Source organism: Variovorax sp. P1_H12_2, from assembly GCF_056405335.1.
This window is the reverse complement of sequence record NZ_JBFUCI010000788.1, coordinates 1-1,018: the sequence shown is the minus strand read 5'-3', so window position 1 is coordinate 1,018 and position 1,018 is coordinate 1. Positions and strand designations below refer to the sequence as shown.

At 68.9% G+C, this 1,018-nt stretch carries 1 protein-coding gene; it reads right to left on the bottom strand.

The window, feature by feature from the left end:
* Positions 1–123: 123 nt before the first annotated feature.
* Positions 124–888: a 16S rRNA (adenine(1518)-N(6)/adenine(1519)-N(6))-dimethyltransferase RsmA gene (gene rsmA / locus AC1D2K_RS35165; RefSeq protein ID WP_478095109.1), complete on the bottom strand. Its 765-nt coding sequence runs from the start codon at positions 886–888 to the stop codon at positions 124–126.
* Positions 889–1,018 lie beyond the last annotated feature (130 nt).

Genomic DNA, 1,018 nt, shown 5'->3' with positions numbered 1-1,018 from the left:
CCCCCAGGTTGCCCGGCACTTCGTGTCCGGGCGCCCACCCCCTGCCGGGGGCAACACCAGCGGCCCGGCAAAGCCGGTTCCGCGGTGTTTCACGAACAAAGCCCAGCCTTCGGCGGGCTTTTTTTATGCGGGGACGGATTGGGCCAGCGCGACGAATTCGGCGACCGGCACTTCCTCTGCGCGGCGCTGGGTGTCGAAGGTGCCGGCAAAGGCGTGCTGGTCGAGCCATTTGCCGAGGGTGTGGCGCAGCAGCTTGCGGCGCTGGCTGAAAGCGACCTGAACGATCTCGCCGAGGCGCGCGGCGTTCACTGCGGGCGGCTCGGCCAGGGGCACCATGCGCACCACGGCACTGTCGACGCGCGGCGGCGGGTCAAAGCTCTCGGGCGGCACGAACAGCACGTTGTCCATGGCGTAACGCCACTGCAGCATCACGCTCAGGCGGCTGTAGTCGGACGTGGCCGGACGGGCGACCATGCGGTCGATGACTTCCTTCTGCAGCATGAAGTGCTGGTCGGCGATCAGGTGCGCGAAGCCGAGCAGATGGAACAGGATCGGGGTCGAGATGTTGTAGGGCAGGTTGCCGACGACGCGCAGTGGCGCCGGCGAGAATTTCGCAGCCAGCGTGGCGAAATCCACCTTGAGGACATCGGACTCGATCACGTCCAGCTGCCCATGGCCGCGCAGGCGCTGCGCCAGGTCGCGATCGAGCTCGATCACGGTCAGCCGCCCGAGCCGCTCCACCAGCGGCTGCGTCAGCGCCGCCAGCCCCGGCCCGATCTCGACCATCGCATCTCCCGCCTTCGGCGCGATCTCGCGCACGATGGCGTCAATGATTCCCCCGTCGGTCAGAAAGTGCTGCCCGAACCGCTTCCGCGCAATGTGCTTCAAGCAGCGCCCCCGGCCGCGGCCGCAGGCCGCTGGCCCCCTCGTGAAACACCGCGGAACCGGCTTCGCCGGGCCGCTGGTGTTGCCCCCGGCAGGGGGTGGGCGGCTACACGAAGTGAGCCAACCTGGGGGC